This window comes from Synechococcus sp. BA-120 BA3 (assembly GCF_034931285.1).
Taxonomy (GTDB): Bacteria; Cyanobacteriota; Cyanobacteriia; order PCC-6307; family Cyanobiaceae; genus Cyanobium.
On the sequence record NZ_JAYGHZ010000102.1, the window covers coordinates 1 to 4,084 of the forward strand.

Consider the following 4,084-nt stretch of genomic DNA (forward strand, 5'->3'; position numbering starts at 1 on the left):
CTACCAGTACCGGGCGCGCTACTACTCCCCGCGCCTGGGCGTGTTCCTCTCCACCGACCCCATCGGCACCAAGGACGATCCGAACCTGTATCTCTACGTCGGGGCGGATCCGGTGAACCATACGGATCCGACGGGGATGAAGGCCCAAGACCCGATTACAGTTGGGGCGGGCGTGGGATGTGCGGTGACCGGCCCGGCATGTCCGGCGGGGGCGACCGTCGGCGCTGTGGTCGGCGGCGTGATTCTAGCTGGTGGGGCGGCTTGCGCCGCTCTTGAGCCGTGTCGGGGCGCCGTTGCGGACGTTGGGCGGGGGATCGGCGACTTCTTAGGCGGCATCTTCAACAACGATTCTCAATCACCAGAGCTTCCCGAGGAGCTTGTGGGAGAGCGAGATGATCCGCGTGCTGGTCCTCGTGGCAACAGAGAGAACAGTGGGCCGCTGGCGCCAGAGAATGGCGGAACAGGAGATGCTGACGCAGATTTCGACTACCTCACTGGCGGGAGAAATGGTCCTGCTGATCCAGGATCTCGATATCCGGAAGGAACTCGCGTAGGTGAAAACAGCATTGCCCTTCGGCCCGGTACAGACCGAAGTGGGCCTCGGATCGATATTCCGGCGCGAGGTCGCCGACCACACGAAACCCTACACTATTGATGTCCCCAGACTGCAAATATATGAACCTGAACGAGCTCTTAATCGAAGGGACGGAAATAGCATCGTTGGATGCTATCTCCTTCAAGAGCACGCCGCTACACTACGTTCGAGTGTCACTTCTTTCAGGTGAGACGTTTTACATTATAAATGAAATGGTTGAGCTCTCAAACGGCACTGAAGGTGGCGTACTTATCTGCGCTGGTGCAATGAAATCATCTGAAGTCTCCGATCCAGAATTGGAGACCTTCAGCGGAGGAAAGATCAGTTCCGCGACCTTCCTTTCCATGCCTGGGTCCAAAGCCATCTCGGCGATCCGTTTTGCGCTGAACGGTATCGTGTGCACAGTAGCCTCTGGAGATGCTCCCTACTCATTATTCCTGAAACACGGGCAGAAGGAGATAGGGACGCCTGAGTATCCGATATCTGACTATGTAGAGGTTGACACATGATACAGAGTGACCGGAGGGCAAGATAAAAGGGGTGTCGTAACCCATTTTTCTGCAAAGGGTTTGGGCTACCCGGACGAATTGCTCCGACTTACGACCTCGCAGATCGTGGTTCATCCCAGATAATGTTGTGATTACAGTCTCTTGCGGCACGACGGTCACCGAACCGGCAGATCGGGCGGCCTTTAGACCTTCAGGCGAATGCCAGGATCCTCAGAGGCATCGGTACGGTGCTGTCAGTCCAACGACAACTCGTCTCCGCTGAGCACAGGCCGGGCAGGGGATGCAGCGCCTATCCGGCGAGCGTCTGCCACTCAGCCAGGGCGGCTGAGCGTAGGGCCTTGTATGTCTCTCTGCTGATGAGGTGGCGGTCCTGGTTGAAGGGGTTGTGGAAGGCGGCGTGGACGGAGCGTAACTTCTGCAAGGTCTTCATCTGCCGGAACCGGTGCAAGGCCCGTTCTCGTCGTCGGAACGGCAGATGTATCGCTGCTCAAGAGGTCCCAAATGGCTCGCTTTGGGCTTCTTGAAACTCGACGGACGATACTAGCTCTTCGGCAACTGCTCTCATGCGGCGCTCAAGACCCTTTCTCATGGCTTGATAGACCCAGCCCAAGATCGGTGTCTTGATCTTTCGACCGCGGAACAATTCACTCTGGACCGTTCTTGCCTCAGCGCTGGCGCGGGTGGAATCGCAGGTGCCGTCGTTCATGCGCGCCAATAGGTCGTCAATCTTCATACGTAGCTCGTCGTTCGTCTCAGCGGCCTCCTTCTGACGCCCGTGCTCGCGCAAGGTCCATATTGCGACCGGCAGTAAGGGCAGCAACACTGAAAGGATGAACGACTGGAGCGTCGCCTCGTTTGCAATCCCAGCGAGGATGAGCGTTGCCAGAACTATCAAGGGAAGCGTGAGGACGACGGCAGCGTAACGGCGTCGCAAGGAACTGTCATAGGCGAGCGCGGAGCGCTGGCAGATGAGGCGTCCGAAATGCAGCGCGACGGAAGAGCTTTCGGTCGGGTACCAATCTCGCAGCCCGGCATCGCCGCGCTTTTTCTTGTAGGCTGTCGCAGCCTCGTGAATTAGCTCACGCTCCAGGCGAGCACCGGCGACGAGGTGATCCCACGGCAACTGGAAGACGGCACAGTCAAACGTTTCTTGCACTTTTGCGGCAATGAGGATGGTGCGTCTTTGGTGAGGGTCCAGAACGGTCACATCCACGAGCGAAACGACGACCGCAGCGAATGCGATGGCGGCGGTGAGGGGCGAATCGGGAAAGAGGTAGGCGAGGGATGCGGCTGCAACAGGCACCGCCAATACCAAGCACAGTTGCAGATAAACCAGGCGTTTGGCCTTGCCGTAGAGATGGCGCTGCGCTTGAAGCAGCTGGATCTGGGCAGGTTCGTTCTGGCGGCTAGAAATGGATGAGACAGCGGAGATAGGCATAGTAGGATGCGAGATGCTGCCGCCAAGCGTACTGCGAGCGTCTGAGACGGCTATCGATGCCGCTTTAAGGCGACCGAGAATGCTAGCTACGCCATGCATGAGCGGTCCTCGCTAAGACCACTATAGCCTGAAAGCGTAGCGCCCGCTTCAAGATTGAATTGCTGCAGTCTGAGCCCGCGTGGGGTTTTGGTCGGTCTCGCTTAATTGAAATGCGAAACGAGGCCATAAGACTAGCTTACTGAAACAACGCCAACCGCTCTGTGCGGTCCCCATCCGTGAGCGTGACCGCCTTCTCCTCGATCCGGGCCACCCGCCAGCCGTCCAGCTCACTACCAACTCCGAAGCGCTCGGCCGTTCCAGATGTGCCCCGAAGATAGGCGGAGTTCCCTGCAATCCCGACCAAACGCGGCAGGGCAACGGCTTCCACGGCAGCGGGGGTCGCCGCACTTTCCGCGAACGTAAACGCCGCCGTGGCGGGTATTGATGTTGCCCGCGCCTCTGCAATCTGACCTTCGAATGCTTCGGGGGGGGCGGCCTGGGGCTCCGTCGCCCCCATAGGCAGAAGGTATATCACTCCCGCCAGAAGGAGACATCCGACCAGCACGGCACGCGCCCCAGTTTCCATGGTGAGTTTCATGCGATCACCACCAGCCAGGTGAACTGATGGACCGACGGGCCGTCAGCGACCCGTGAGTCCAGTGTCTCCATGCGGACGGTTGCGCGATTGACCGCAACCCAGTTGGCAAGCGCGAGAACGGCCGCGGCCTCTCCGGTGGCCGTAACCTGAACCTCGGCAAGACGCAGGCCGCCTCCCAGCGGACGCAAGGACATGACCTCGACGCGCGTTGTGGCGAGGCCGGCGTTGCGGATCTCGGTCGCCAGGCGTTCGCCGAGCAGGGCCTTGGGATCTCCATCCCCGATCTGCATGAGCGGAACCGGCGCAACCCATTCCGGGGCGGCTGCATCTGCAGCGGTAGTCTGCCCCGCCTCAAGCCGGTCTCCCGCTTGGAGCACGGCGACGGTATGGGTCGTGGCGGAGATGATCGACACGAGTGCTATGACGGCCAGGACGATCACACCGCCGCCCGCGAGACGATTGGCCCAGGGGGCAGGGATCATGCGCATGCCCGGTCCTCGAACATCTGCCCGGCTGAGGCGTCGGCCGCTGAAACGGGCTGCGCACCGGCCGCCCGCATGCGGGCCTGATCTGCCTCCTCAGGAGCGCCCAGCGTCACGCGGTCGGCATCGGCCCGGAGGTGTCTGATCGCAATGGGGCGATCGACCTCGCCGAGCCGGGAGCCGAGGCAGAGGATCTGTGTCGCGGCGTCCCGTCGCTCCAGGGCCAGCCAGGCGCTGCGCGCTTCAACCTGATAGCCGCCTTCTCGGACTGCCAGATTACGCGCCCGGGTCTCGGCAGCGATCTCCGGCAGCCGAGTGTCGTGCCAGTCCTGAACCTTGACGTGGACCGACAGGGCGAGGGCCGCGACCCCCAATGCCATCATCAGCGCGTGCGGCGCGTGCCTCAGGTAGCGGGCCTCGGCC

Annotated in this window: 5 protein-coding genes and 1 pseudogene; 3 read left to right on the forward strand and 3 right to left on the reverse strand. The window is 61.0% G+C overall.

Annotated elements, in window-relative coordinates; genetic code table 11:
• From VB737_RS05775 to VB737_RS05785, 3 genes and pseudogenes are all read left to right on the forward strand, one after another.
• Window positions 1-127, forward strand: a pseudogene (locus VB737_RS05775) (RHS repeat-associated core domain-containing protein); the annotation flags it as partial.
• Between the two features lie 265 nt (window positions 128-392).
• The gene (locus VB737_RS05780) at window positions 393-554 is read left to right on the forward strand and encodes a hypothetical protein (RefSeq protein WP_500311905.1); all 162 of its coding nucleotides are present in this window, start codon (window positions 393-395) and stop codon (window positions 552-554) included.
• Between the two features lie 121 nt (window positions 555-675).
• A complete protein-coding gene (locus VB737_RS05785) occupies window positions 676-1,104 on the forward strand; it encodes a hypothetical protein (protein WP_500311897.1) in 429 nt (142 codons plus the stop codon).
• A 487-nt stretch (window positions 1,105-1,591) separates the two neighbouring features.
• Here VB737_RS05785 and VB737_RS05790 read toward each other — a convergent pair whose 3' ends face one another.
• The 3 genes from VB737_RS05790 to VB737_RS05800 form a co-directional block, all read right to left on the reverse strand.
• The gene (locus tag VB737_RS05790; protein WP_500311899.1) at window positions 1,592-2,542 is read right to left on the reverse strand and encodes an S-4TM family putative pore-forming effector; all 951 of its coding nucleotides are present in this window, start codon (window positions 2,540-2,542) and stop codon (window positions 1,592-1,594) included.
• Between the two features lie 633 nt (window positions 2,543-3,175).
• A complete protein-coding gene (locus VB737_RS05795; RefSeq protein WP_500311901.1) occupies window positions 3,176-3,661 on the reverse strand; it encodes a hypothetical protein in 486 nt (161 codons plus the stop codon).
• The coding region (locus VB737_RS05800) for a hypothetical protein (protein ID WP_500311903.1) at window positions 3,658-4,084 on the reverse strand (427 nt) is incomplete at its 5' end. The genes VB737_RS05800 and VB737_RS05795, both read right to left, overlap by 4 nt.

What these genes read in the sequence shown, in the direction of transcription:
- VB737_RS05780 (WP_500311905.1), top strand. Translation starts at nt 393, where the DNA reads ATGATCCGCGTGCTGGTCCTCGTGGCAACAGAGAGAACAGTGGGCCGC.
- VB737_RS05790 (WP_500311899.1), bottom strand. Translation starts at nt 2,542, where the DNA reads ATGCCTATCTCCGCTGTCTCATCCATTTCTAGCCGCCAGAACGAACCT.
- VB737_RS05785 (WP_500311897.1), top strand. Translation starts at nt 676, where the DNA reads ATGAACCTGAACGAGCTCTTAATCGAAGGGACGGAAATAGCATCGTTG.
- VB737_RS05795 (WP_500311901.1), bottom strand. Translation starts at nt 3,661, where the DNA reads ATGATCCCTGCCCCCTGGGCCAATCGTCTCGCGGGCGGCGGTGTGATC.